24 protein-coding genes and 2 pseudogenes are annotated in these 26,286 nt (G+C 61.1%); 13 read left to right on the top strand and 13 right to left on the bottom strand.

Annotated elements, in window-relative coordinates; genetic code table 11:
* The first annotated feature begins 92 nt into the window (after nt 1–92).
* Nucleotides 93–2,753 carry an alanine--tRNA ligase gene (gene alaS, locus ACZ9BX_RS05800; RefSeq protein ID WP_476216344.1) on the top strand — a complete coding sequence of 887 codons (2,661 nt, stop codon included), beginning with the start codon at nt 93–95 and terminating at the stop codon, nt 2,751–2,753.
* Nucleotides 2,754–2,882: 129 nt separating this feature from the next.
* A pseudogene (locus ACZ9BX_RS05795) lies at nt 2,883–3,430 on the top strand (AraC family transcriptional regulator); the annotation flags it as partial.
* Nucleotides 3,431–3,438: 8 nt separating this feature from the next.
* Here the strand turns inward: ACZ9BX_RS05795 and ACZ9BX_RS05790 are convergent.
* From ACZ9BX_RS05790 to ACZ9BX_RS05780, 3 genes are all read right to left on the bottom strand, one after another.
* On the bottom strand, nt 3,439–4,059 hold the full coding sequence (locus ACZ9BX_RS05790; RefSeq protein WP_476216342.1) for a glutathione S-transferase family protein: 621 nt from the start codon (nt 4,057–4,059) through the stop codon (nt 3,439–3,441).
* A 62-nt stretch (nt 4,060–4,121) separates the two neighbouring features.
* Complete coding sequence (locus ACZ9BX_RS05785) at nt 4,122–4,568, bottom strand: N-acetyltransferase family protein (RefSeq protein WP_476216340.1); 447 nt, start codon at nt 4,566–4,568, stop codon at nt 4,122–4,124.
* 79 nt (nt 4,569–4,647) lie between these two features.
* Nucleotides 4,648–5,862 carry an NADP-dependent isocitrate dehydrogenase gene (locus ACZ9BX_RS05780; protein WP_027512386.1) on the bottom strand — a complete coding sequence of 405 codons (1,215 nt, stop codon included), beginning with the start codon at nt 5,860–5,862 and terminating at the stop codon, nt 4,648–4,650.
* A gap of 194 nt (nt 5,863–6,056) precedes the next feature.
* Between ACZ9BX_RS05780 and ACZ9BX_RS05775 the strand changes: the two genes are divergently transcribed.
* The 9 genes from ACZ9BX_RS05775 to ACZ9BX_RS05735 all read left to right on the top strand — a co-directional run bounded on the left by ACZ9BX_RS05775 (nt 6,057) and on the right by ACZ9BX_RS05735 (nt 14,300).
* On the top strand, nt 6,057–6,581 hold the full coding sequence (locus ACZ9BX_RS05775; protein WP_476216338.1) for a hypothetical protein: 525 nt from the start codon (nt 6,057–6,059) through the stop codon (nt 6,579–6,581).
* 111 nt (nt 6,582–6,692) lie between these two features.
* A complete protein-coding gene (locus ACZ9BX_RS05770) occupies nt 6,693–7,496 on the top strand; it encodes an RNA methyltransferase (protein WP_476216336.1) in 804 nt (267 codons plus the stop codon).
* 7 nt (nt 7,497–7,503) lie between these two features.
* Nucleotides 7,504–8,307 carry a glutamate racemase gene (gene murI, locus ACZ9BX_RS05765; RefSeq protein WP_476216334.1) on the top strand — a complete coding sequence of 268 codons (804 nt, stop codon included), beginning with the start codon at nt 7,504–7,506 and terminating at the stop codon, nt 8,305–8,307.
* A 53-nt stretch (nt 8,308–8,360) separates the two neighbouring features.
* On the top strand, nt 8,361–8,687 hold the full coding sequence (locus ACZ9BX_RS05760; protein ID WP_476216332.1) for an MmcQ/YjbR family DNA-binding protein: 327 nt from the start codon (nt 8,361–8,363) through the stop codon (nt 8,685–8,687).
* 147 nt (nt 8,688–8,834) lie between these two features.
* Entirely contained in the window at nt 8,835–10,349 is a 1,515-nt protein-coding gene (locus ACZ9BX_RS05755) for an ATP-binding protein (protein WP_476216330.1), read from the top strand.
* Nucleotides 10,350–10,882: 533 nt separating this feature from the next.
* Complete coding sequence (gene rpsD / locus ACZ9BX_RS05750) at nt 10,883–11,500, top strand: 30S ribosomal protein S4 (protein WP_132567071.1); 618 nt, start codon at nt 10,883–10,885, stop codon at nt 11,498–11,500.
* A gap of 71 nt (nt 11,501–11,571) precedes the next feature.
* A complete protein-coding gene (locus ACZ9BX_RS05745) occupies nt 11,572–12,501 on the top strand; it encodes a glutaminase (RefSeq protein WP_476216327.1) in 930 nt (309 codons plus the stop codon).
* A gap of 57 nt (nt 12,502–12,558) precedes the next feature.
* Complete coding sequence (ttcA, locus tag ACZ9BX_RS05740) at nt 12,559–13,443, top strand: tRNA 2-thiocytidine(32) synthetase TtcA (RefSeq protein ID WP_476216325.1); 885 nt, start codon at nt 12,559–12,561, stop codon at nt 13,441–13,443.
* Between the two features lie 32 nt (nt 13,444–13,475).
* Nucleotides 13,476–14,300 carry an inositol monophosphatase family protein gene (locus tag ACZ9BX_RS05735; protein ID WP_027512395.1) on the top strand — a complete coding sequence of 275 codons (825 nt, stop codon included), beginning with the start codon at nt 13,476–13,478 and terminating at the stop codon, nt 14,298–14,300.
* 122 nt (nt 14,301–14,422) lie between these two features.
* Here ACZ9BX_RS05735 and ACZ9BX_RS05730 read toward each other — a convergent pair whose 3' ends face one another.
* Nucleotides 14,423–14,551 carry a hypothetical protein gene (locus ACZ9BX_RS05730; RefSeq protein ID WP_281029521.1) on the bottom strand — a complete coding sequence of 43 codons (129 nt, stop codon included), beginning with the start codon at nt 14,549–14,551 and terminating at the stop codon, nt 14,423–14,425.
* Between the two features lie 216 nt (nt 14,552–14,767).
* Here ACZ9BX_RS05730 and ACZ9BX_RS05725 point away from each other — a divergent pair, with 216 nt between their 5' ends.
* Nucleotides 14,768–15,016 carry a DUF982 domain-containing protein gene (locus ACZ9BX_RS05725; protein WP_476216320.1) on the top strand — a complete coding sequence of 83 codons (249 nt, stop codon included), beginning with the start codon at nt 14,768–14,770 and terminating at the stop codon, nt 15,014–15,016.
* Between the two features lie 29 nt (nt 15,017–15,045).
* On the opposite strand, the gene ACZ9BX_RS05720 is transcribed toward ACZ9BX_RS05725, so the two are convergent.
* The 5 genes from ACZ9BX_RS05720 to ACZ9BX_RS05700 all read right to left on the bottom strand — a co-directional run bounded on the left by ACZ9BX_RS05720 (nt 15,046) and on the right by ACZ9BX_RS05700 (nt 20,201).
* A complete protein-coding gene (locus ACZ9BX_RS05720) occupies nt 15,046–16,023 on the bottom strand; it encodes an NAD-dependent epimerase/dehydratase family protein (protein ID WP_476216318.1) in 978 nt (325 codons plus the stop codon).
* Nucleotides 16,024–16,834: 811 nt separating this feature from the next.
* A complete protein-coding gene (locus ACZ9BX_RS05715; RefSeq protein WP_476216316.1) occupies nt 16,835–18,112 on the bottom strand; it encodes a multidrug effflux MFS transporter in 1,278 nt (425 codons plus the stop codon).
* 43 nt (nt 18,113–18,155) lie between these two features.
* On the bottom strand, nt 18,156–19,361 hold the full coding sequence (locus tag ACZ9BX_RS05710) for a multidrug effflux MFS transporter (protein ID WP_476216314.1): 1,206 nt from the start codon (nt 19,359–19,361) through the stop codon (nt 18,156–18,158).
* A 140-nt stretch (nt 19,362–19,501) separates the two neighbouring features.
* Nucleotides 19,502–19,834, bottom strand: coding sequence for a Grx4 family monothiol glutaredoxin (gene grxD, locus ACZ9BX_RS05705; protein ID WP_087003735.1), 333 nt, complete (start codon nt 19,832–19,834; stop codon nt 19,502–19,504).
* Nucleotides 19,835–19,973: 139 nt separating this feature from the next.
* Nucleotides 19,974–20,201 (bottom strand): hypothetical protein, encoded by a 228-nt coding sequence (locus ACZ9BX_RS05700; RefSeq protein WP_476216312.1) that lies wholly within the window; start codon nt 20,199–20,201, stop codon nt 19,974–19,976.
* 156 nt (nt 20,202–20,357) lie between these two features.
* Here ACZ9BX_RS05700 and ACZ9BX_RS05695 point away from each other — a divergent pair, with 156 nt between their 5' ends.
* Nucleotides 20,358–21,509 (top strand): hypothetical protein, encoded by a 1,152-nt coding sequence (locus ACZ9BX_RS05695; protein ID WP_476216310.1) that lies wholly within the window; start codon nt 20,358–20,360, stop codon nt 21,507–21,509.
* A 22-nt stretch (nt 21,510–21,531) separates the two neighbouring features.
* On the opposite strand, the gene ACZ9BX_RS05690 is transcribed toward ACZ9BX_RS05695, so the two are convergent.
* The 4 genes and pseudogenes from ACZ9BX_RS05690 to ACZ9BX_RS05675 all read right to left on the bottom strand — a co-directional run bounded on the left by ACZ9BX_RS05690 (nt 21,532) and on the right by ACZ9BX_RS05675 (nt 26,265).
* On the bottom strand, nt 21,532–21,765 hold the full coding sequence (locus tag ACZ9BX_RS05690) for a BolA/IbaG family iron-sulfur metabolism protein (RefSeq protein WP_027512404.1): 234 nt from the start codon (nt 21,763–21,765) through the stop codon (nt 21,532–21,534).
* 19 nt (nt 21,766–21,784) lie between these two features.
* Complete coding sequence (gene purL, locus ACZ9BX_RS05685; RefSeq protein ID WP_476216308.1) at nt 21,785–24,019, bottom strand: phosphoribosylformylglycinamidine synthase subunit PurL; 2,235 nt, start codon at nt 24,017–24,019, stop codon at nt 21,785–21,787.
* A 127-nt stretch (nt 24,020–24,146) separates the two neighbouring features.
* A pseudogene (locus tag ACZ9BX_RS05680) lies at nt 24,147–24,673 on the bottom strand (acyloxyacyl hydrolase).
* Between the two features lie 173 nt (nt 24,674–24,846).
* Complete coding sequence (locus ACZ9BX_RS05675; RefSeq protein WP_476216306.1) at nt 24,847–26,265, bottom strand: aminotransferase-like domain-containing protein; 1,419 nt, start codon at nt 26,263–26,265, stop codon at nt 24,847–24,849.
* Nucleotides 26,266–26,286: the final 21 nt, after the last annotated feature.

The following is a 26,286-nucleotide window of genomic DNA, read 5'->3' as shown; positions in this document are numbered from 1 at the left end:
TTTGTTTGTCTGCTGGACAGTGGCAAGGGTGAACGATAAAAGCCACTGGATTTGAGTTTTGACCTGCCTTGGGCAGCACTGAAGGGCATAGCATGAGCGGCGTGAATGATATCCGGTCGACCTTCCTCGACTATTTCAAGACGAACGGCCACGAGATCGTGCCGTCGAGCCCGCTTGTGCCGCGCAACGATCCGACGCTGATGTTCACCAATGCCGGCATGGTGCAGTTCAAGAACGTCTTCACCGGCCTGGAGCAGCGACCCTACAAGACGGCATCGACGGCGCAGAAATGCGTCCGCGCCGGCGGCAAGCACAACGACCTCGACAATGTTGGCTATACCGCGCGCCACCATACCTTCTTCGAGATGCTCGGCAACTTCTCCTTCGGCAACTATTTCAAGGAGCGGGCGATCGAGCTTGCCTGGAACTTGCTCACCAAGGAGTTCGGCCTCGATGCCAAGCGTCTCTTGGTCACTGTCTATCACACCGACGACGAGGCCTTCGGCCTCTGGAAGAAGATCGCCGGGCTTTCGGACGAAAAGATCATCCGCATTCCGACGAGCGACAATTTCTGGGCGATGGGCGATACCGGCCCGTGCGGCCCGTGCTCGGAAATCTTCTACGATCACGGCGATCACATCTGGGGCGGTCCTCCCGGCTCTCCGGAAGAAGACGGCGACCGCTTCATCGAGATATGGAACCTCGTCTTCATGCAGTATGAGCAGCTGACGAAGGAAGAGCGCGTCGATCTGCCTCGGCCCTCGATCGATACCGGCATGGGGCTGGAACGGGTGGCGGCCGTGCTGCAGGGCAAGCATGACAATTACGACATTGATCTGTTCCGCGCGCTGATCGAAGCCTCGGAAGAGGCAACCGGCGTCAACGCCGAGGGCGAACGCCGTGCGAGCCATCGCGTCATCGCCGACCATTTGCGCTCTTCCGCATTCCTGATTGCCGATGGTGTGCTGCCCTCGAACGAAGGCCGCGGCTATGTGCTGCGCCGTATCATGCGCCGCGCCATGCGGCATGCGGAGCTTCTCGGCGCCAGGGAGCCGCTGATCTGGAAGCTGCTACCGGCGCTCGTCCAGCAGATGGGCCGCGCCTATCCGGAACTCGCCCGCGCCGAGGCGTTGATCTCCGAAACGCTGAAGCTCGAGGAAACCCGTTTTCGCAAGACGCTGGAGCGCGGCCTGTCGCTGCTTTCCGACGCGACGACGGCGCTCGGCAAGGGCGACATGCTGGACGGCGAGACGGCCTTCAAGCTCTATGACACTTACGGCTTTCCGCTCGACCTGACGCAGGATGCGCTGCGCGCCCGCGAAATCGGCGTCGATCTTGCCGGCTTCACGGATGCGATGGAGCGCCAGAAGGCCGAGGCCCGCTCGCATTGGGCAGGCTCCGGTGACAAGGCGACCGAAACCATTTGGTTCGAGCTCAAGGAAAAGCATGGCGCGACCGAATTCCTGGGCTACGACACCGAGACCGCCGAAGGCGTCGTCCAGGCGATCGTCAAGGATGGCGCTGCCGTCATATCCGCCTCGGCCGGCGACAAGGTCCAGATCGTCGTCAACCAGACGCCGTTCTACGGCGAGTCGGGTGGCCAGATGGGTGACACCGGCATCATCAGTTCGGATCATGCGAAGGTGGAGATCACTGATACGCAAAAGAAAGGCGAGGGCCTGTTCGTCCATACCGGGACGGTCATCGAAGGTTCGCTGAAGGCTGACGATGCCGTCGCGCTGACCGTCGATCACGCCCGCCGCTCGCGCCTGCGCGCTAACCACTCGGCAACGCACCTGCTGCACGAGGCGCTCCGCGAAGTGCTCGGCACGCATGTGGCGCAGAAGGGTTCGCTGGTCGCACCGGAACGCCTGCGTTTCGACGTTTCGCATCCGAAGCCGGTGTCCGCCGAAGAACTCAAGATCGTCGAGGACATGGCAAACGAGATCGTGCTGCAGAACGCATCGGTCACGACGCGGCTGATGAGCGTCGACGACGCTATCGCCGAGGGTGCGATGGCGCTCTTCGGCGAGAAATACGGCGATGAAGTTCGCGTCGTCTCGATGGGGCAGGGCGTGCGCGGCACGAAGGCCGGCAAACCTTATTCGATCGAGCTTTGCGGCGGCACGCATGTGGCGGCGACCGGCCAGATCGGCCTCGTGCGCATCCTCGGCGAAAGCGCTGTCGGCGCGGGCGTGCGCCGCCTCGAGGCCGTCACCGGTGAAACTGCGCGGGAATATCTGGCTGAGCAGGACGAGCGCGTGAAGTCGCTCGCGTCGTCGCTGAAGGTTCAGCCTGCCGAAGTGCTTTCGCGCGTCGAAGCGTTGATGGACGAGCGCCGCAAGCTCGAGCGCGAACTGGCGGACGCCAAGCGCAAGCTTGCCATGGGCGGCGGGCAGGGCGGCTCGACGGACGCGGCGCGCGAGGTTGCCGGCGTGAAATTCCTCGGCAAGGCGATGACGGGCGTCGATCCGAAGGACCTCAAGGGCCTTGCCGATGACGGCAAGTCCAGCATCGGCTCGGGCGTCGTGACGCTGATCGGCGTATCGGATGACGGAAAGGCGAGCGCGGTCGTTGCCGTAACGCCGGACCTGACGGCGCGGTTCAGCGCCGTCGATCTGGTGCGCGTTGCATCCGCTGCCCTCGGCGGCAAGGGCGGCGGCGGGCGGCCGGACATGGCACAGGCGGGCGGCCCGGACGGCTCCAAGGCCGACGAGGCGATCGAAGCGGTTGCGGCAGCACTTGCAAGCTGATTTCATCTGCCGATGAGATTTGAAAGGCGGGGGCTTATCCTCCGCCTTTTTGTTGTGCGCCAGCATGGGCGCATTCTTGTGGGTGCAAGTCCCAACTGCGGAAGGGTGAGCGACCGAAGGGAGGATCAAGTCTACGGGCTGCCGCCCGCGCGCTACCGGAAAGAGGGAGGCCACAAAGCCTTTGAACCCTCACCTAACGGAAAGAAAGCGGCCATATTCGATGTAACCTTACGGAAGATAGAGCCGATCGAATTGATCGGCGTTCCCCATAATGGCTCCTACATGCAGATCAGCAAGGCATTCGAGACGCCGTTCGGGACGCTCCATGCCCGCGGCCCGGCAAACCCGACATGCGGACGATCGGCGTCTATTTCGACAATCCGGATATCGTGCCGGCGGAAAAGCTGTGCTCCATCGCCTGCGTGACCGGCGGCTCCAGCGTTCCGGCAGAGCCGCCATTCGAACGGCAGAGGCTCGATGGTGGCGAATATGCTGTTCTTCGCCACAAGGGACCTTACGCCGATATACACAAGGCCTATCAATGGCTTTACGCGGAATGGCTCCCAAAATCCGGCAGGCAGGTCAAGGACAGCGTGATGTTCGAGGAATATCTCAACAATCCCCGCGGCGTTCCGCCGACCGAGCTGCTCGCGGATATTCACATGCCGCTCGCGTAAAGCGGTTCTTATTGCATCTGCTTCATGAGTTCGTCATCCAGCGCGGTGGCTCGCCTGTAGCCTTCGCGGTTGGTCACGCGGGCGACATAGTCCGCGAAGGCCTGGCGCTTTTCGAACGTGCCGAAGCCCATGCCCCAGCCGATATGCGAGCCGACGTAGACATCGGCGGCCGTGAAGCGGTCGCCGGCAATATAGGGCGAAGCGCTGACGGCTTTTTCGAGCGTATCCATGACGTCGCCAAAGCTGCCGTAACCGGCCATCCGGCTCTTTTCGGCGGGCGTCACAAAGCCGAGCGCACGGTTGGTGGCAGCAGCTTCCAAGGGGCCGGCGGCGAAGAACATCCAGCGGTAATAGCTGCCGCGCTCATGAGGCTTCGGAGCGAGCTCCTTTTCCGGAAAGGTATCGGCGAGATAGGCGCAGATCGCGGCGCATTCAGTCACGATCGTTTCGCCATGCCGGATCGTCGGCACCTTGCCCATCGGGTTCACGGCCAGGTAGTCCGGCGCCTTCATCGTGCCGCCGAACGTCATGATTTCCGTGTGGTAGGGAACGCCGGTCTCCTCCAGCATCCAGCGGGCTATACGGCCGCGCGACATCGGGTTCGTATAGAATACCAGTTCTTCAGCCATGCTTTCCTCCTCCTGTTCCTTTTCCGGTCTAGCGCGGCCCGGAGCAAAATCAAGCCTGCCGTTCAAAGCGCCTTGTGGTACTGAATGAAACCGGAGCTCTCGGCGATCTGGTCGTAGAGCCGCCGTGCCGTCGCGTTGGTCTCGTGGGTCATCCAGTAGAGCCTGCCGGCGCCGTTCTCCCGTGCAAGATCTGCCACGGCTTCGATAAGAGCTGCGCCGGTGCCTGAGCCCCGCCGGTCGGCTTCGACGTAAAGGTCCTGCAGATAGCAGGTCCATCGTGGCAGCCAGCAGGAACGGTGGAAGATGGCGTGAACGATGCCGACAATGCGGCCGCCCGCGTCGAAGGCGCCTAGTGCGTACATCTCTTCGGCCGGGTCGTGGAAGCGGCTCCAAGTCAGGTCCGTCGTTTCCGGCGGAATAACGACTTCGTAGAAGCGCTGGTAGGCGACCCAGAGAGGCTCCCAGGCGGCGCGGTCAGACGCCTGCAGCGGGCGGATGGTCGTCGTCATGTCCATGCTCCTCTTTGTGCCTGAAACGAATACGGCGGGAAGATCCCGCCGTATTCGTTGTTCGATGTCTCCGGGTGCCTCAGGCGCCCATGGCCTTCTGCAGGTTGGAGTCGATCTTGTCGAGGAAGGCGGTGGTGGAGAGCCATGGCTGATCCGGGCCGATCAGCAGCGCCAGGTCCTTGGTCATAAAACCGGCTTCGACGGTGTCGACGCAGACCTTTTCCAGCGTGGAGGCGAAGCGGGCGAGCTCGGTGTTGTCGTCGAGCTTGGCGCGGTGCGCCAGGCCGCGGGTCCAGGCGAAGATCGAGGCGATCGAGTTCGTCGAGGTTTCCTGGCCCTTCTGGTGCTGGCGGTAGTGGCGGGTGACCGTGCCGTGGGCGGCCTCGGCTTCCACCGTCTTGCCGTCCGGCGTCAAGAGGACCGAGGTCATCAGGCCAAGCGAACCGAAGCCCTGGGCAACTGTGTCGGACTGCACGTCGCCGTCGTAGTTCTTGCAGGCCCAGACGTAGCCGCCGGACCACTTGAGCGCCGAGGCGACCATGTCGTCGATCAGACGGTGCTCGTAGGTGATGCCGGCTTCCTTGAACTGGTCCTTGAATTCGGTCTCGTAGACTTCCTCGAAGATATCCTTGAAGCGGCCGTCATAGGCCTTGAGAATGGTGTTCTTGGTGGACAGGTAGACCGGCCACTTGCGCATCAGGCCGTACATCATCGAGGCGCGGGCGAATTCGCGGATCGATTCGTCGAGATTGTACATGGCCATGGCCACGCCGGCGCCCGGCGCGTTGAACACTTCCCTTTCGATGACCTGACCGTCTTCGCCGACGAACTTGATGGTGAGTTTGCCCTTGCCCGGGAACTTGAAGTCGGTGGCGCGGTACTGGTCGCCGAAAGCGTGACGGCCGACGACGATCGGCTGCGTCCAGCCCGGAACGAGGCGCGGAACGTTCTTGCAGATGATCGGTTCGCGGAAGATGACGCCGCCCAAAATGTTGCGAATCGTGCCGTTCGGGCTCTTCCACATTTCCTTGAGGTTGAATTCCTTCACGCGGGCTTCATCCGGCGTGATCGTGGCGCACTTGATACCGACGCCGTATTTCTTGATGGCGTTTGCGGCATCGACCGTGACCTGGTCGTTCGTGGCGTCGCGGTTTTCGACCGAGAGGTCGTAATAGTCGATGTCGAGGTCGAGATACGGATGGATCAGCTTATCCTTGATGAGCTGCCAAATGATGCGAGTCATTTCATCGCCGTCGAGATCGGCGACGGGATTGGCGACCTTGATCTTCTTCATGTATCTGCCTCGTTCAAGCTTGGAAGGGACGACCGTCCCAGGGTGGGTGATGAAAAATCCCGAGCGCTATAGCATTGTGAGCCGGGAACGCAAAGCCGCAAGCGCCGTTCAAAGCGCATTTTGGCGTGCCTTTGCCAAGTCCGGAGATTCGGCTAGTGTCCGCCGCAATTGACTTTCGAACCGGATATTTCATCATGAAGACGATCGCCCTTCTGCTTGTCGCATTTGCCGGTTTTCCCGCCATCTCCGATGGCGCGGAGATTCAGGCACCGGTGCAGGAAATCATGGATGCGACCGTCCAGAACTGGTCGGGCGACGACGCCGAATGGATCGACATCTTCGGCCCCGGAAAGCTCAACAAACTCTACAGCAAGGATTTTGTCGCCAAATACCACGAAGCCTTAAAGCATCCGGCGATGGAGGAGGCCATTTCGCCCTTCGACTACGACGTGATCGTCAACGGCCAGGACGCATGTCCGCTCGAAGGCCTGACGCTGACATCCCAGGCGGGTGCGGACGGCAAGGAAGAGGTCGTTGCCAGCTTCCGCAAGATGGCCTGCGCCGATGGACCAGAGGCGCAGACGGTTTCGACCGTGCGTTTCGAGATGGTCACCGAAGTCGGCAAGCCGCTGATTGACGACCTCATGACGGAAAACGCCGAGACAAAGGAAATGCGCTCGCTAAAGGCGGAAATGGTGACTATCGCCAAGGGCGAGTGAAAGCAGGTTTGATTTGATCGACGGTATACGGGACAGGTCAATCCTGCGGCATGGGCCTTGCCGTTTCGGCTTTGCAAAGCTATTCCCCGCATGACAGCAAGGACGGCATTTATGGCGGGCACGAATAGCGAGCGTAAACTTTTGGCTGAAGGACCGGTCATCATTCTGGTCGAGCCGCAGATGGGCGAGAACATCGGCATGGTGGCGCGCGCAATGGCGAATTTCGGCCTTGCGGAGCTGCGCCTCGTCAATCCGCGCGACGGCTGGCCGAACGAGAAGGCACAAGCTGCCGCCTCCAAGGCCGATCACGTTATCGAAGGCACAAAGGTTTACCACACGCTGGAGCAGGCTGTCGCTGATCTGAACTTCGTCTATGCGACGACGGCCCGCGAACGGGATGGCTTCAAGCCGGTGCGTTCTCCGGTGGTTGCTGCCGAAACGCTGCGGGCGAAATTCCGCGCGGGCGAGGGCACCGGCATCCTCTTCGGCCGTGAGCGCTGGGGGCTGACCAACGAGGAAGTGGCGCTTGCCGATGAGATCGTGAGCTTCCCGGTCAATCCCGCCTTCGCCTCGCTGAACATCGCGCAGGCCGTGCTTCTGATGTCTTACGAGTGGATGAAATCCGGCATGGAGGATGCGGGTGCCGTGCCGTTCCAGGCAACGTCGCAGACGCAATCGACGAAGGAGCAGCTCTTCGGGCTTTTCGACCAGCTGGAAGAGGCGCTGGAAGCACGCAATTATTTCCATCCTGCCGGGAAAAAGCCGAAAATGGTGGACAATCTGCGCGCGGTCCTTTCCCGCCGCGCCTTCACGGAACAGGAAATCAGCGTGCTGCGCGGCGTGATATCCTCCCTTGACCGCTTCTCACGCAAGTATCCGCGCGGAAGCCGGCCGCCTGCAGACGCCAAGGAATAGCCGAAAGATGACATCAGCGGCGAATGAGCTGAAACCGGTCTTGATCTTCGATTCCGGTATCGGGGGGCTGACTGTGCTCCGCGAAGCCCGCGTGCTGATGCCGGAGCGCGGCTTCATCTACATCGCCGACGATGCGGGATTTCCCTATGGGGGCTGGGAAGAGCAGGCGCTGAAGGAGCGTATCATCACGCTCTTCGGCAGGCTGCTCGAGGACTACGATCCGGAAGTCTGTGTCATCGCCTGCAATACGGCCTTTACGCTGGTTGGTGCCGATCTGCGCGCCGCCTTCCCGCAGATGACTTTCGTCGGCACGGTGCCGGCAATCAAGCCCGCCGCAGAGCGCACGCGTTCCGGTCTTGTCTCGGTGCTTGCCACGCCCGGCACGGTCAAACGCGCCTATACGCGGGATCTGATCCAATCCTTCGCGCAGCAATGCCATGTGCGCCTCGTCGGCTCGGAGAACCTGGCGCGCATGGCGGAATTCTACATCCGCGGCGATGCCGTCTCGGACGAGGCTGTCATGACGGAAATCGAGCAGTGCTTCGTCGAAAAGGACGGCCGCAAGACTGACATCGTCGTGCTCGCCTGCACGCATTATCCCTTCATGGCGAACCTCTTCCGGCGGCTGGCACCCTGGCCAGTGGATTGGCTGGACCCCGCCGAGGCCATCGCACGGCGCGCGCGCAGCCTCGTGCCGCAGGTGGCCGATGGCGTTCACCCCGACAACTTTGATTTCGCTGTGTTTACCTCCGGCAATCCGGATTTCGCCACAACGCGACTGATGCAGGGCTTCGGGCTGACGGTCCGGTGACGCGTCCAGCTTCAATCGTGATAGGATAGCGCGAACCGTTGGAGGTGGGTGCAATGGCGACGGGCGAAGACTTGCGACGCATCGCCTTATCGCTGGAGGGTACGATCGAGGCCCCGCATTTCGACCGCATGGCATTCAGGGTCGCGCGGATCTACGTCACGCTCGCCGCCGATGGCCGGACGGCAAACTTCAATTTCACGCCTGACGAACAGCAGTTCAAATGCATGATGCTGGCGGATGCCTTTTCGCCGGTGCCGAATGCCTGGGGCAGGCGGGGCTGGACGACTGCCGATCTGTCGCAGCTGGGCGAGGAGGAGCTCGAGAATGCGTTGCGCATGGCGTGGGCGCATGCGCAACGCAGGAAGCCGGCGCGGCGATGAGCGCTAGGCCGCCGCAACTGTCCGCATTCGCTGTGGGTTTTGCAAACGGGTGGGCGAAATGCCCGGAAATCTTTGATAGACGGAAGCGCGCCGTTTCAGGACAATGGCGCTTCGCATCATTGAGTCTCATCTGAATAGGTCATTGCATTGCAGGTTGGTATCGATATGGGAATGGCGTCAGGGAACACCCCGGCGACGCTCGATATCGAGGAGCTGCTGGCGACCCGCCTTCTTGTGCAGGGCAATTCCGGCTCCGGCAAGTCGCATCTCCTGCGACGGCTGCTTGAACAGTCCGCGCAGTGGGTCCAGCAGGTCATCATCGATCCGGAAGGCGACTTCGTTACGCTCAGCGACCGCTTTGGCCATGTCGTCGTCGATGGCGAACGGACGGAGGCGGAGCTTGCAGGCATTGCCAACCGTATCCGCCAGCACCGTGTCTCTTGCGTATTGACGCTGGAGGGCCTCGACATCGAGCAGCAGATGCGCGCGGCGGCCGCCTTCCTCAACGGCATGTTCGATGCCGATCGCGAATACTGGTATCCCGTGCTCGTCGTTGTCGACGAGGCGCAGATGTTTGCCCCGTCGGTCGGCGGCGATGTTTCCGAAGATGCCCGAAAGATGTCGCTGGGCGCCATGACGAACCTGATGTGCCGCGGCCGCAAACGCGGGCTGGCGGGCGTGATCGCCACGCAGCGGCTGGCGAAGCTTGCGAAGAACGTTGCGGCGGAAGCCTCGAACTTTCTGATGGGCCGCACTTTCCTCGATATCGACATGGCGCGTGCCGCCGACTTGCTCGGCATGGACCGGCGCCAGGCAGAAATGTTCCGCGACCTGAGGCGCGGCAACTTCGTGGCGCTTGGACCGGCCTTGTCGCGCCGCCCGCTGCCGATCCAGATCGGTGCCGTGGAGACGTCGGCGCGCTCGTCAAGCCCCAAACTGATGCCGCTGCCGGACGCGCCGCAGGATGTCGAGGACCTGATCTTCACGCCCGATCCCGAGGAATTCCAGCGCCCAATCATGCGCCGCGCGCCGCCGGCGCCACGGCCGACGACGGACATTCTGGCAGAGCTTTCACGCTCGGCGCCTGCAGCGACCGCCGCGCCCGCGGAGGCGCGCGCAAGCCAGCCGGAACTTTCCGCTGAGGAGCGCGAGGAACGGCTTGCGGCCGTACTTTCCGAAATCCTCGACGATCCGGGTTCAGGTTTCCGGACGGATTCGGTGCTCTACCAGGAATTCCTGGTGCGTCTGCGCATGCGCCGCGTGCCCGGGCCGCCGATGTCGCTGCCGGAGTTCCGCCGGCGCGTGGCCATCTCGCGCTCTGGCGTCGATGCCGCAACGGCCGGGACCGAAGTCTGGGCGGCGGCACTTTCGTTGTCAGCCGGTGTGACCGACGACCTGCAGGGCGTATTCCTGATGCTGGCCAAGGCTGCGGTCTGCGGCGAGCCTTGCCCGTCCGACGCCCGGATAGCCCGCGCCTACGGTACGCATTCGGCGCGCCGGGCCAGGCGTCTCCTCGGATATTTCGAGGAGCAGGGCACCGTCGTGGTGCACACGGACTTCACCGGAAAGCGCGTAGTGGCTTTCCCGGACATGAACTGCCAGACGGCGCCAGGCGATGCAAATGCGCCCGATGAAGGCGATGCGCCACAAGCGGCCGAATAAGCTTATGTCTCGAAAAGGTAGAGCGTTGCTTTGCCATCAACCACAAGCGACGCAGGTATCCGACGGTCGAAAGTCGCGAATTTTCCGTCGTGCGGCCTTGCCCATACCAACAGATAGATGTCAGTGAGCTGCTCTCGGAGGGAACGCTGCGCTGCGCTCGATGAGCTCGGTCGTCACGAGAACAGAGCGATGAGAACGTTTACGTCGAGAAGGAACATCACGGATATTCGTCGCGAAGTTCGTTGACAAATTCAGGTGTAATCGCCCGCCCCGTTGGATCATTTGTTTTCGATATGGCGATAAACGCGATATCTCTCAACGCGCTCCGCTGTTGACATTTTCATGACGAGCCCCTAAAGACCGCCCGAACGCCGGGCAGCAATGTCCGGTGTTTCATTTGACATGTCCCGTGGATTTGTCCTGTTCGCGTAATAGGATGGTCCTGTCGGGCTTTCGGAAGAAAGCCAAAGGAGGGCGTGTTTCCTTCGCGCGGTTTGGCAACAAACCGCCCTAACATTCTGAAAGGAAATACGATGAGCAAGCGCGAATCGTCCAAGTACAAGATTGACCGCCGTATGGGCGAAAACATCTGGGGCCGTCCGAAGTCCCCGGTGAACCGCCGCGAATACGGCCCGGGCCAGCATGGTCAGCGCCGCAAGGGCAAGCTTTCCGACTTCGGTGTGCAGTTGCGCGCCAAGCAGAAGCTGAAGGGCTATTACGGCGACCTGCGCGAAAAGCAGTTCCGTGCGATCTTCGACGAAGCCAACCGCCGCAAGGGTGACACCTCGGAAAACCTGATCGGTCTTCTGGAGTCCCGTCTCGACGCGATCGTCTATCGCGCCAAGTTCGTTCCGACCGTTTTCGCTGCCCGCCAGTTCGTGAACCACGGCCACGTGACCGTGAACGGCGTCCGCGTCAACATCGGTTCTTACCGTTGCAAGGCCGGCGACGTCATCGAAGTTCGCCAGAAGTCGAAGCAGCTCGTTACGGTTCTGGAATCCATCAGCCTCGCCGAACGCGACGTTCCGGAATACATCGAAGCTGATCACAACAAGATGGTTGCGACCTTCGCACGCGTTCCTTCGCTCTCCGACGTTCCGTATCCGGTCGTCATGGAGCCGCATCTGGTGGTCGAATTCTATTCTCGCTAATTGGCGAGAGGCGTTTTCGCATACGGAAAAGCCGCCTCCTGGGCGGCTTTTTTGTTCTCTGGAGAGAAGCCATGGTGGATTTGCAGGCCGTCCTCGACAGCATCTACAAGGAGCTGACGCCCCGTATCGGCGAGGGCAGGATCGCGGACTATATCCCTGAGCTTGCCAAGATCGATCCGAACCAGTTCGGCATGGCGGTCGTCACCGTCGACGGCAGGGTCTACACCGTCGGCGATGCCGCGGTTCCTTTCTCCATCCAGAGTATTTCCAAGGTCTTCATGCTGACCTTGGCGCTCGGCAAGGTCGGCGAGGGCCTCTGGAAGCGGGTCGGGCGCGAACCGTCTGGTTCCGCCTTCAATTCCATCGTCCAGCTCGAACATGAGCACGGAATCCCGCGCAATCCCTTCATCAATGCCGGCGCGATCGCTGTTACCGACGTCGTGATGGCCGGTCATGCGCCGCGCGAGGCGATCGGCGAACTGCTGCGCTTTGTTCGCTATCTGGCGGACGATGAATCCATAACCATCGACGACAAGGTGGCGCGCTCCGAAACGCAGACAGGATACCGGAATTTCGCACTCGCCAGTTTCATGCGTGCTTACAAAAACATCGACCATCCCGTCGAACACGTGCTCGGCGTCTATTTCCACCAGTGCGCGCTGTCGATGAGCTGCGAGCAGCTGGCGCGGGCGGGGCTCTTCCTTGCGGCACGCGGCAGCAATCCCATGACAGGCCATTCGGTCGTTTCGCCGAAGCGGGCGCGGCGCATCAACGCGCTGATGCTCACCTGCGGCCATTATGACGGATCGGGCGACTTTGCCTATCATGTCGGCCTGCCCGGCAAGAGCGGCGTCGGCGGCGGCATCTTCGCCGTTGCTCCGGGGATCGCCTCGATCGCCGCCTGGTCGCCGGGCTTGAACAAGGTTGGCAATTCGCAGCTCGGGGCCGTGGCGCTGGAGATGCTCGCAGCGCGCACCGGCTGGTCGGTTTTCGGCGATTGACGCTTCGTTGAAACCCGGCTTTCTGCTAAGGCAGAGTCCGTTGGATTGGATGGGACGATGAATATCGCAGCCAACATTGATGAGGCATTCAAGGAAGCCGCGGAAGACGGCGTGATCGGCCATGCGCTGTTTGCGGATGCGCCGCGCTCCGTGTCGTTCAACAAACTGCGCAAGCGCTTGCTGCGGCAGGTGCGCCAGGCCTTCGACGATTTCGATATGCTGAAGGGCCAGAAGCGGTGGCTGATCGGCGTTTCGGGTGGCAAGGATTCCTACGGGCTGCTGGCGCTGCTGCTCGACCTGCAATGGCGTGGACTGCTGTCGGTCGAGCTGATCGCCTGCAATCTCGATCAGGGCCAGCCGAACTTTCCGAAACATATCCTGCCGGATTACCTGACGAAGATCGGTGTGAAGCATCGCGTCGAATATCGGGATACCTATTCGATCGTGAAGGAGAAGGTGGCGGAGGGGGCCACCTATTGCTCGCTCTGTTCCCGTCTTCGCCGCGGCAATCTCTATCGCATCGCGCGGGAGGAGGGCTGCGACGCCTTGGTGCTCGGCCATCACCGAGAGGACATTCTCGAGACTTTCTTCATGAACTTCTTCCATGGAGGGCGCCTTGCCTCCATGCCGGCGAAGCTGCTCAATGACGAGGGTAACCTGATGGTGCTCAGGCCGCTTGCCTATTGCGCCGAGGACGACATGGCGAAGTTTGCGGCTGCCATGCAGTTTCCGATCATCCCTTGCGACCTCTGCGGCTCACAGGACGGCCTGCAGCGCAATGCGATGAAGGATATGCTTGCAGATATCGAGCGGCGCATGCCTGGCCGCAAGGACACGATGCTGCGGGCGCTCGCGCATGTGAACCCCTCGCACCTGCTCGATCCGAAGCTCTTCGATTTTTCCAGCCTGATGGTCGCGGGACCGTCACCGGCAAGCGTGTAACTGGGCGAAACGCTCTAAAGCAAGGACATGCCATGACTTCGACAGTTGATGTGACGGCGCTCTCCGATCTCCTCAGGCGGGCGGCGAAGGCCGAGATACTGCCGCGTTTCCGGCGTCTCGGCAGCGGCGACGTACGGATCAAGACCGAGGCGACCGATCTGGTGACAGAAGCCGACGAGCAGGCTGAGCGGATGATGAAGGCAGAGGTGGCCAAGCGCTGGCCTGACGCGGTCTTCATCGGCGAGGAGTCGGTTGCGGCCGACCCTGCGCTGCTCGGCAAGTTGCAGGGAGCGGATCTCGCGATCGTCGTCGATCCGGTCGACGGCACCTTCAATTTCGCTTCCGGCATTCCCGCCTTCGGCGTCATGGCTTCGGTCGTGTCGAAGGGCGAAACTGTCGCCGGCATCATATACGACCCGATGGGCGACGACTGGGTGATGGCGGAGAAGGGCGGCGGCGCCTGGCTGCGGCGGCCGGAGGGCGAGGCGGAACGGCTGTCGGTTGCCACGCCGGTGGCTTTAGAACAGATGGTCGGCATGGCGTCCACCGGATATCTGCCCAAGGAAAAGCGGCCGGAAATTCTCGCAAATCTTGCGAAGGTCCGCTTCCTCGTAAATTACCGTTGCGCTGCGCATGAATACCGGACATTCGCGTCAGGCCACGTGCACTATCTGATGTACAACAAGCTGATGCCCTGGGACCATCTGGCAGGAACGCTGATCTGCCAGGAGGCGGGCGCCCATGCGGCGCGTTTCGATGGCTCGCCCTACCTGCCGCACCACGTCGGCGGCGGCTTGCTGGTCGCTCCGGACAAGGCGTCATGGGAACTGCTGCGGCGGGAAGTTTTCACGCTCTGAGGATTGAGGTCGCAAGCCTCGATCCATGCCCGACATATAGGGAGAAATGCATATTTCCTCCCAAGCCGTTTTGATCACGATACCGCCCCGCTTCCGAGCGGGGTTTTCGTGTTAGCCTTGGCTTAGTTCGTTGAACTTGTCGTGATCCGGTCGACCGGAATGCTGGGCGAGTTTTGCGGGAGGGATGCGATTGCGAACATCGCAAAGGCATAAGCGGCAAATACAGAAGCCGCGACGGTGGTCTTGATCATCTCTTGCTCCATCGTTGCCAGGACAGATTAGCCCGAAAGGGCGATGGCCACAAGAAATATGAACGCCAGATGAACAAAACACCATGGAGAATACCCGTATTGCCGTGAACGACGTGCCGTTGTGCGGTGAAATTGCTCGGGGTTCCCGAGCGGTTCCGCCGGAACGAATCGCCCGGTGATTCGTTGAGCGGAATGTTTTGCGTGAGGTATAGCGTCATGGAGAAAAAGGATATCCGGAAATTCCCGCCCGTCAGGATCAAACTTGGCGGACGCTATCGCGTCGTCAGGACGGTTCACGATGCCTATAAGCTGATGGTCATGGAATGGCCGATCCATGATGGTCCGGCGCTCTATCGTGCCGAGGTGACCTGTCTTGACGCCTTCAACGGCGCCATACCTCCAGAAGAAGTACGCAAGAAGTTCCTGGTCGCGGCCAGCGAGGCGCACCTGGAATACGTCGTCTGAAGCATACCAGCAGGGCTCAGCGTTCATTCTCAGATGTAAGCGGCTGCCTCAATGCGGAGATAGTCCAGTGAGCGCCTGACACCTTCTTGAAGACTGATTCGTGGAGCGAGCCCGAAGCGCTGTTGAAGAGCAGTGTCGCCACACCGGAAAAACACACCTTCGGGACGGCTGGTCGTTCCGGCGATTTCCGGCGACCAGCCCAATTCTTGGCTGATCAGGCCTGCGAGCTCGATGAAGGACGTCGTGCCGCCGGTCGAAAGGTTCATGCTTGTTCCCGTTGGCAGCCGGTGCACGGTTTGCCAGATGAAGTCGATACAATCGGCAATGTGAATGAAGTCGCGGCGCTGACGGCCAGAGCCCCAAACGGAGACCTCGGCTGCTCCCCATTCCTTGACCAGTCTCTGGCAGATTGCTGGGAACGGGTAGGCGATATCTTGATCTTCGCCGTAGCCGCTGAATGGCCGATACGCGATGGCCCGGCCGCCGTATCGCTCGACATAGAGCTTCATGAGGTACTCGCCAGTCAGCTTAGTCCAACCATAGCTCAGATCCGGAACGCCAAGCGACCGTTCGAACGAAATCATCTCCTCCGAAAGCGGTGTCTGCATTTCCTCGGTTTGAAACGCCACCGGATACGCTGCGCTGGAGCTGAAATAAACAACGTTCCCGGGCTTGTTACAGCCCGCCCATCGCCACAGCGCGGCATCGACCGACAGGTCCTCGGCGACGAGAAGCGTTTCGTTTTCAAGCGTGATTCGTCCGCCGACGAGGGCGGCAAGATGAAAGACGTAGTCGAAACGTTCGGAGGAGGTTTCGAAGAATGATCTGCAATCCTCCTCAAGGAAGATGAAATGCTCGCTTGGGCGCCTCCAAAGAGCCGGGTGCTTTGCGCCTGTCCTCGGTTTCAGCGAGTCAACGCATACAATGTCCAGTCCCTCAGCAAGAAGCCGATCACAAAGATGCCGGCCGACAAAACCGCATCCGCCTGTCACAAGTGCACGCGCCATGATCCTCCTAAACCGTCACAAGGGCGGCTTCGCCGGTATAGATGCCAATCAATCGACGCTCACAATCCTGTCGGCTTGGTGCGACTTTCTTGCCGAAAGCCCGTGCGCCTTCGGCCAGCCTTTTCACAAGAGCTATCGCTCTTGATTCTCACCAGTGCCTCAGCGAGCGAGCCCGCGTCTCCGCTCTTGAAGACGAGGCCCGCGCCATTGCCTTCAATCTCTTCGGCAATGAGGGCGTTGCTGCTGACGATTACGGGAATCCCGCTACCGAGCGTACGTAGACTTTTCTCCCAGGTCATCCGTCCGAGGAAGACGATGCGCTCTCTGCGCCAGGGTTCAGTTGACAGCCGCGTCAACGGTTCCGTGGGTGTGCGCAATCTGGTGAAATGCCGGAAAGGACCCGGCTTTAGGTAGGTTTCCATGCATGTGCAATCGAAGCCAGCGCTGCGGCGTGTCCGCAGGCACTGAATGGCTACCTTTGTTGCGCCGCCGCGCACGACCGATACGTCATTTATGACTATGATCCGCATATCCCAGGACCGTCGCAACAGAACCGCATGCCCCGACCGGGCTTGAAGTTTGATTGGTGGTGTTAAAATCCCCCATCCTATGAGGCGATGTTTTCAGGCTGATTGCAATTCAGCCTTTTGCACTAACCTGCAATCATCAAATGTGCAGGACTTTCTATAAGGTTGCATATGATCGGAAAGCGCAACAAGCTGTGGTCGCAGCTCGCCTCATCGCGCAGCCTGCAACCGCGACCCAGGCCAGGTCCGCAGCGCCTCCCGCCGGAACGAAGGCGCTTGCTCCATCAGAAATGCGCAGCACCCGGGTCGAGTTGGGGACTGTCGCCCGGATGGGTGAAGAGCTTGCCGTTTTCGGCCCAAAGCGTCGCAACGATGCTGACGGCGCCGAAGACTGCAAAGCCGGCAAAGAGCGGCTGGACAGTGCCGTTGAAGAGCTGGCCGACGGCGCCGCCGAGCAGTGCGCCGACGGACGTCGACACGAACCCGGTGATGGCGGTCGCCGTGCCTGCGAGATTGCCCATCGGCTCCAGGCTGATTGCGGTGAAGTTCGTGGCGATCACCGCAAACATCATCAGCAGAATCGAAAACAGCGCATAGTCCAGCGCGAAATTGACACTTCCACCGAGCGCCATGACGTAGCCGAATGCCGAAATCACTGTGAAGAGGATCATGGCCGTGTGCGAGATGCGGCGCATGCCGAATGTACGAACGAAGAAGCCGTTGGCGAAGTTCGCGACCGCGATGCCGCCTGCCGTTGCCGCAAAAGCGATTGGCAGCCAATCGCCGAGGCCGTAGACCTCGCCGAAGACCTGCTGGACGGAGATGACGTAGGCGCTGATCACGCCCGTGAACATCGTGAGCCCGATCATGTAACCGCAGGTGATGCGGTTCGTGAGAACGGTCCTGAAGCCATCGACGATCGAACCGACGGAGAGCGGGATACGCTCGTCGGCCGGCAGCGACTCCTTCAGTCGCGTCAGCGCCCAGAGGAAGAGGATCGAGCCGACGACACCGAGCAGGATGAAAATCCAGTGCCAGTCGGCGTAGCTGATGATCAGCTGGCCGACGGAAGGCGCGACGATCGGGACGATCATGAAAACGATCATCACATAGGACATGACGCGGGCCATTTCGCGGCCGCCGAAACAGTCGCGGACGATCGCCATCGTGGTGATGCGGACGGCCGCGCCGCCGATGCCCTGGACGAAGCGCATCACGAGCAGCATCTCGAAGCTGCCGGTCAGTGCGGCGCCGAACATCGCCAGCACATAAACGGCAAGACCGCCAAGCAGGATGCGGCGGCGGCCGAAGGTGTCGGAAAGACTGCCGAAGACGATCTGTGAGACGCCGAAACCGAAGAAAAACACGCCGATGACGAGCTGCGCATCATTGGTCGTCGTCACGCTCAGCGAGCGGCCAATGGCGGGCAGGGCGGGTAACATGCTGTCGATCGCCATGGCGATACTGGCGGTCATGATGGCGATGGTGATGACGAATTCGGTGAAGCCCATGCCGATGCGGCTGGAGCCCTGGTTTTCGGCGTGCGGTTTATGCGCGGTCATTCTTCAAATCCGATCAATGTAAAATAGTAAAAAAACGGCCCGCTCAGACACGCGGATTGTGGGGTTGAAACAGGCGGCCCTTCTCGGCGATCAGGACGAAGACCAGTCCGATGATCGACACGGCGAAGTAGCCGGAGACCATGGGCAGCGCGGTGCCGTCGAAGGCCTGGCCGATGGCCGCGCCGATGAGGGCGCCGCCGATCGTGCTCATGAAGCCGAGCACGGAGGAGGCGGTGCCCGCCACGTGGCCGAGCGGCTCCATGGCGAGCGAGTTGAAGTTCGAGCCGATCCAGCCGAACTGGAACATCGCAATGCCGAAGAAGCCGATGAAAAGGAAGAAGGGCATCGGTTGCGGGCCAACGACTTGCACGATCATCCAAAGCGTGTTGACGGCGAGGAAGCCGAGCAGCGATCCATGCGACAGCCGCCGCATGCCGAACTTGCCGACGAAGCGCGAGTTGAGGAACGAGGCAATGGACATGAAGATCGCGACGGCGGCGAAGGCGAAGGGAAAATAGACGCCGAGATCGTAGATGCCGACATAGATCTGCTGCGCAGAGTTGATGAAGCCGAACAGGGAGCCGAAGATGAAGGTGGTGGCAAGCGTGTAACAGAGCGCAATGCGGTTCGTCAGAACGAGCTTGAAGCCGCCGAGGATCGAGCGCGCCGTGAATGGCCGAACGTTGCGCGGATCGAGCGTTTCTGGCAGGCGATAGAAGGTCCATGCAGCGATTGCCGCCCCCATTGCGGCTATGAAGACGAAGATCATATGCCAGCTGGCAAAGAGCATGATGATCTGGCCGCTGCCTGGCGCAATGACCGGTACGATCATGAACACCATCATGATCAGAGACATAACTTCGGCCATCTGCCGGCCACCGTAGATGTCGCGGACGATCGAAATGGTGATGACGCGCGTTGCGGCCGAGCCGATGCCCTGAATGAAACGCAGCACGAGCAAGCCGGCAAATGAGGGTATGAAAACGATTCCGATCGCGGACGCGATATAAATCCCCAGACCAACGAGAAGCGGCAAGCGGCGGCCGAAGCGGTCGGAAATCGGCCCGTAGAAGAGCTGAGCGGCGCCGAAGCCAAGAAGATAGGTCGAGACGACGAATTGCCGGTGGTTTTCGCTTTCGACGCCGAGATTGGCGCCGATCTGTTGCAGAGCCGGCAGCATGATATCGATTGCCAGCGAATTGGTTGCCATCAAAAATGCGGCGAGCGCGATGAATTCACGCTTGCCCATGGGCATTTGGCCCGCGGACACGGCTTGAGATGAATCTGTCACGATGAAAATCCCATAAACAGGTCAAGGCGCTGTTCAGCACAGCGCCTCGAACTCGAATTAGAACAGATTTGGAAACCGGGCGGACGCCCGGTGACCTGTCAGGCGGCGCGAACCGTGACGCCGCTTTCCTGGAAGTGCTGCTGCAACTCGCCGGCCTGGAACATTTCCCGCACGATGTCACAGCCGCCGATGAACTCGCCCTTCACGTAAAGCTGCGGGATCGTCGGCCAATTCGAATAATCCTTGATGCCCTGGCGGATTTCCGAATCGGCGAGCACGTCAATGCCCTTGTAGTCGACGCCGAGGTAATCGAGGATCTGGACGACTTGGCCGGAAAAACCGCACTGCGGAAACTGCGGCGTGCCCTTCATGAAAAGGACGACGTCGTTCGTCTTGACTTCGTTGTCGATGAATTCGTTGATACCGCTCATGAGACCCAATCCTTTCAACAGGCAGGTTAAAGGCCCGCCGTTTCAATCGTTAGCCTTAAATAGCATGTGACGGCTCAAATTCCAGCCGCCAAAACCAAAAAAAGATAAGCATGCTACCCGATGCGCAATGTTGAAAAAACTAGCGGCCGCGCTGCCTGCTGCGGGTCGCGACGGTGCGGCGTTTGCTGACCTGCTTCCTGGCAGGTTTGCTTGCGGTCGAAGCCTTGCGGGTGAAGCGGCCGGTCGCGGCCGAGCGGGTCTGGCGCTTCTTTCGCTTGGTCGTGGTGCGGCCCGCCGTCTTCTTGAGGATTTCCTTAAGCACACTTTCGACCACGCCGCTGACGAGTTCCTTCACGATATCGGCCATCGGCCCCTCCCGCACAAAAACGCTCCGAGGCTATTGAATTCCGGATGCTTTCGGTTAGCAAGCGCTCTTCAATGGCACGCGAGCTTTTTCCGCCACATTTCCCATGCATGCGCGATTTGCAAGTTGGCGGCGCGGACTCGCTGGAAAGATATATTTATGAATTTGATCAGCAAGAGGGTGGTGCTTCACTTCCCGGGTTTCGAGCCGCTGGACGGGAAGGCGCACCGGGCGCGCTACGAGCGAACCGCCAGACAGAGCGGAAAGGTTTGGGGCTTCGAGGCGCAGATAGGCGAAATAGACGATTGCGACGGGTTTGCGAAATTCGATGTACACGCAGCCTCCGATCTCTGGCAGACGGCAAGCAGGGTTCATGTTTTCGATCACGACGTGCTGGTGCGGCATCTTAGTGCCAAACCGGCGGCGAAGCGCATTCTCGACGGCTTTGCCGCCTGTGGCCGCATCATCGTGGACGGGGGATTGAACGGCTATTTCCGCCATGCCTGGCGCTTTGGCCTTTTCTTCATCTTTCCCTTCCTGCTGATGCTGCTCGGCCTTATGCTGGCGGCCACGATCGCGGCGGCGCCGATGGGCTTCAGCCTTGAGGTTTGGCATCTGGTCTGGAGCCTTCCGGCAGCTGCTGTCTTTTTCACTTATATCTTCTTGCCATTCGCCGAACGCTTCTACACCCTGCATCTCTTCGCGGACTGGGAAATGGCGGTTGCACTCGGGCGTATGGATCGCCCCAAGTTTACCGCGTGGCTGGAGCGCTGTTCATCGGCCGTGCGCGAGGCGCTGCAGGAGGATGCCGACGAATATGTGATCTCCTCGCACAGCATGGGATCGAGCGTTGCCGCGCATGTCGTCGGCTCGCTGCTTGAAAAGGAGCCGGCGCTCTTCGACGGCAAGAAGGTCACCTTTGCTTCGCTCGGTTCGGCGGTGCTGCAATGCGCGCTGCTGTCATCCGCAAAAGCATTGCGGGCGCGTGTCGCGCTGATCGCGCGTTGCCGATCCGTCTTCTGGCTCGACGTGCACTGCCTGACAGACGCGATCCATTTCTACAAGGTGCCGGTCGTGGCGGCCTCGGGGCATCGGAATGCGCCGCAGGCGAAGGTGCAGTTCATCCGCGTCAAGCAGATGCTGACGCCGGAACACTACAAAAAGATCAAACTGGATTTTCTGCGCGTGCACCGGCAATACGTGCTGGGGCCGGATTTGCGGGGGCCCTTCGATTTCACGCTGCTGACGGCGGGTCCCGTGCCCGCCGGTCTTTTCCCCGACGGTGGATTGAAAGAAATGCCCGGCTTGTGACCGGGCATTGTAATCTCGAAGATCACTCGGGGGCGGATGTCTGCAGGGCCAGGGCGTGCAGGATGCCGCCCATGTTTCCTTTGAGAGCCTCATACACCATCTGGTGCTGCTGCACGCGGCTCTTGCCTCGGAAGGCTTCGGCCACAACTTCGGCGGCGTAATGATCACCGTCGCCGGCAAGGTCGCGGATCGTCACCTTAGCACCGGGTATCCCGGCCTTGATCAGGTCTTCGATATCGCCGGGTTTCATGGCCATGATCGTTACTCCTTGCCCATCATTCCGCAGCGGCAAGTGCCTCTGCGCTGTTCATGAATTCAGGGAACCACGATTCATGGGCGTTGCGCAATTGCTGAATGGGGAGCGACAACAGATCGTCGATCACGAGATCGCTGCCGGCAACCGTGCCGAGGCGGCGGAAGGGCACGCCGGCACCTTCCGCATTGGCGCAGACGAAATCGGCGACATCCGGTTTGACCGCGATGACGTAGCGTGCCTGATCTTCCCCGAAGAGGAGCGCGTGCGGCGCACCCTTGCCTTCGGCAAGCGTCACGATCAGGCCCTTATCCGATGCCATCGCCATTTCCGCGAGCGCCAGCGCCAGGCCGCCGGACGAGATGTCGTGGCAGGCGGTGACCTGGCCGTTGCGGATTGCGGACCGAACGAATTCGCCATTGCGGCGCTCGGCGAAGAGATCGACGTCCGGCGCCGGGCCATCGCTACTGCCGAGGATATCGCGCAGGTAGATCGAGGAGCCGAGGTGACTGCCGTCGACGCCGACCAGGATCAGCTGGTCGCCTTCGGATGCGCCGCCGATGCGGGCCATCGCCTGCCAATCGGGCAGCAGTCCGACGCCTGCGATCGTCGGGGTCGGCAGGATCGCGATGCCGTTGGTCTCGTTGTAGAGCGATACGTTGCCGGAAACGATCGGGAAATCGAGCGCCCGGCAGGCTTCGCCGATGCCTTTCACGGCTTCGACGAACTGGCCCATGATTTCCGGCTTCTCGGGATTGCCGAAATTGAGGTTGTCGGTCGCAGCCAGCGGCTCCGCGCCCGTCGCGGTGATGTTGCGCCAGCACTCGGCAACTGCCTGCTTACCGCCCTCGAACGGATCGGCTTCGACATAACGCGGCGTGACGTCGGACGAGAAGGCGAGCGCCTTGGTCGGATGGCCCTCGACGCGGACGACGCCAGCGTCGCCGCCCGGAAGCTGCAGCGAATTGCCCTGGATCAGCGTGTCATACTGCTCGTAGACCCAGCGGCGGCTGGACTGGTTCGGCGAACCGACGAGCGTGAGCAGCACCTCGCCATAGTCTTCCGGCTCCGCAACGAGCTCCGCCGGGAGCGGCGCGCGCTTGCCCGATTCCCGCCAGGGACGGTCATATTCCGGCGCTTGGTCACCGAGATCCTTGATCGGCAGGTTGGCGACTTCCTCGCCCTGGTGCACGACGCGGAAACGCAGGTCGTCGGTCGTCTTGCCGACGATCGCGAAATCGAGGCCCCATTTGACGAAGATCGCCTTGGCGACCGTTTCCTTGTCCGGCTCGAGCACCATGAGCATGCGCTCCTGGCTTTCCGAGAGCATCATCTCGTAGGCGGTCATCTGCTCTTCGCGGACCGGAACTTTGTCCAGATCGAGCAGGATGCCGAGATCGCCCTTGGCGCCCATCTCGACAGCCGAGCAGGTGAGGCCGGCCGCGCCCATATCCTGGATGGCGATGACGGCGCCGGTCTGCATCAGCTCAAGGCAGGCTTCCAGGAGGCACTTTTCTGTGAAGGGGTCTCCGACCTGAACGGTCGGGCGCTTTTCCTCGATCGACTCGTCGAACTCCGCCGATGCCATAGTCGCGCCGCCGACGCCGTCGCGGCCGGTCTTGGCGCCGAGATAGACGACCGGAAGGCCGACACCCTTGGCTTCCGACAGGAAGATGGCGTTCGATTTCGCAAGCCCTGCGGCAAAGGCGTTGACGAGGATGTTGCCGTTGTAGCGGGCATCGAATTCGACTTCGCCGCCGACGGTCGGAACGCCGAAGGAATTGCCGTAGCCGCCGACGCCGGCAACCACGCCGGAGACGAGGTGGCGGGTCTTCGGATGATCCGTCTCGCCGAAGCGCAGTGCATTCATCGCGGCGATCGGCCGTGCACCCATGGTGAAGACGTCGCGCAGGATGCCGCCGACGCCGGTCGCAGCACCCTGATATGGCTCGATATAGGAGGGGTGGTTGTGGCTCTCCATCTTGAAGACGACGCAATCGCCGTCGTCGATATCGACAACGCCGGCGTTCTCGCCCGGTCCCTGGATGACACGCGGCCCCTTGGTCGGAAGCGTGCGTAGCCACTTCTTCGAGGATTTGTACGAGCAGTGCTCGTTCCACATGGCGGAGAAGATGCCGAGCTCGGTGAAGGTCGGCTCGCGGCCGATCAGGTCCAGTATCCGCTGATATTCGTCCGGTTTCAGGCCGTGGCTAGCGATGAGTTCGGGGGTGATTGGGCGGGTATTGGAAATGGTCATGAGCTCTCGAAAGTCCCTGCCGTTGTGCGTTTTTCGGTGTCTTTAGCCTATGTAAGCGCGGCGCGCGACAGGAAAATGCCCGCCGTCAATAAAGAGCGGACAAAGCGCCTTTAAGGCAGGCGTTCGACTAGAATTTATACCCGATCTGGACGCCTGCGCGCGTCATGCCGTCGTTCGGACCGTCGCAAAGATTGGCATGGGAGGAGTGGGCGGGACCTGCGCCATGACGTTCCAGTGGGTGTCGAAGCGGTAGCCCACGCCGATATATTCGTGAAACAGCAAACGGCAGCCGAGCGCCGGCCTGTCGTCCTCGTCATCGAGATTGCCGGTGTGGATTAGGCCGCCGAAGCCGGCTTCGGCAAAGAGCTTGTCATTGAAATCGGCGGTCCAGGAAAAGCCGCTGAAGACCTGTGTCGCTTCGCCGCCGGTCCCGATCGAGGTGCCGAGATGGGTGCGGGGGCGTATCAGCTTCTGTGTCCAGTCCGCGGCGGAATCGGAGCCGAAGGGATCGAAGAATATCGTGACTTCGGGGAAAACGCCGTCCTCCCTTTCTCCGCCGCTCTGGACCGAGGCCGAGGCGCCAAAACGCAGCTCGTCAAAAATCCCATCCTCCGCATGCGCGGATGCTGAGACGTCCGAGACGTCGGCGATCATTGACGCCAACAGAATACTCAAGGAACGTAGCATCAACCCACGGCCACCGGCTGTCATCCGGTATCCTCCTTATTCCGCGCCAACAGCAGAACAGGAGAATTGGTAGCATGAGTCGCTGCCAAGCCAGCACTCTGTCTTATGCTTCGGCTTCCGGGACACTCATTCCCGCAGGCTCATATCTCGCCGACATAGGCCGAGCCGCCGCCTTCAAGCAGGCTTCTCAAGATGATCAGGCCGTTCTTAAGAGCGTCCTTGCTCTTCGGCGACGAGAAGCCGATGCGCACGCGGTGATAGACCTTGTCGGCGCGGGCGGCCTTGAATTCATCCTCATCGTCCACCAGCACGCCATCCCGAAACGCGGCGTTCTTGAAGGTGCCAGACATCCATGGATCAGGCAGCTTCAGCCACAGGAAGGGGACGTGCGGATGCGATTCGAAATCGAACCCGTTCAGCAATTCGCGGACGAGCCGCTCGCGTGTGGCGAGTTCGGTGATGCTTGCCTTGCGCATGGCGTGCGCGCTGCCGCTTTCGACGAGGCGCGCGCAGGTCTCCGCGAGAATGAACGGCAATCCGCCCGTGATCATCTTGTGCGTGACCTTGATCCGTTGGGCAAAATGCGGCGGGCAGGCGACCCATCCGCCGCGGACACCGGCAGCGACCGATTTCGAAAGCCCGTTGACGAGAAAGGTGCGGTCGGGCGCAAGCGATGCCAGCAACGGTATCCCGTCGCCCGTCATGCCGCCATAAAGGTCGTCCTCGATCAGCCAGACACCATGCCTGCGGGCCGTTGCAGCAATCGCGACGCGGCGCTCATGGGGCATGGTTGCGAGCGTCGGGTTGTGCGCGGTAGGCATTAGAAAGGCGAGCTTAGGATGCTGTTGCTGGCATAGCCGTTCGAAATCATCGGGAAGGACGCCATTCTCGTCGGAATCGACAGTGATCGTCCGCCGGCCCAACAGGCGGGCGCTGCGGCTCACCTGCGTGTAGCTCAGGTTCTCGAAGACGATCTTGTCACCAGGCGAGGACACAGCCGAGATGATCGACACAGCTGCCGCGTGGGCGCCGAGCGTCGGAACGATATTCTCCGTCTCCGGCGTCCAGCCGTTTCGCGCCAGCCACTTCTGCCCCGCCTGGAACCAGTTTCGCGGAAAATTGCGGGAGTAGGAGGATATTTCCGAAATGTTCTGTTCGCCGATTTCGGCGAGGATCTCGCCGATAATGCGGCCCTGGCCGAGATCGGGGGCCGCGGTGGTGTCGAAGCGGATCTTGTTTGACGGTGCGTCTAGAACGCGTGTACCGCCAAGCGAAATCGTCAGTGGATCGGCCTGTTCGCCTGGCGGCGTCTCCGCGCGATCAAGCACATAGGTTCCGCGGCCGACTTCGCCCGCCACCAATCCGCGCTCATGGACCAAGGCATAGGCCCGGCCGATCGTGCCGATCGTCACGCCGATATCATAAGCAAGGTTCCGTTGCGGCGGCAGTTTGCTGCCTGCGGGGAGGGTGCCGCTGGCAATTGCGGATTCGATGCTGTCCGCCAGGCGCATATAGACCGGGCCGGAGCCGCGCGAAAGATCGGGAAGCCAATTTGTCATGGTAACAATTCGATAGATTGT

This window comes from Rhizobium sp. USDA 3886 (genome assembly GCF_056279785.1).
The sequence above is the reverse complement of the archived record's forward strand: the minus strand, read 5'-3'. Positions and strand labels throughout refer to the sequence as shown.